General features: G+C 36.2%; 1 protein-coding gene. It reads right to left on the reverse strand.

Annotated features, from left to right (window positions below):
• The coding region (locus FOJ82_RS16045) for a hypothetical protein (protein ID WP_143939493.1) at positions 1–304 on the reverse strand (304 nt) is incomplete at both ends.

Raw genomic sequence — 304 nt, forward strand, 5'->3', positions numbered from 1 at the left:
CGTTTGATAGCCATACTACAGGCCCACCTCTAAATAGCGTTAGCATACGTTCATTGTCCTGATAAGTTGAATGAATATTCCATTTACCATGTGGGGTTAAATATCTAAGTACTAAAGCATCTTTCCCACCTTTAACCTTCTTATCTCGTGTTCCAAATACCATTGGTGGTAATGTTGGTTTATAAACGGGTAAGCTTTCTCCAAACTGTTGAAATATTTCATGATCGATATAATAGCTTTGTCTACCTGTTAATGTTCTAAATGGTACGAGTCTCTCAATATTAGTTGTGAAAGGAGAGTATCT

Source organism: Tessaracoccus rhinocerotis, assembly GCF_007197885.1.
Lineage (GTDB): Bacteria > Actinomycetota > Actinomycetes > Propionibacteriales > Propionibacteriaceae > Arachnia > Arachnia rhinocerotis.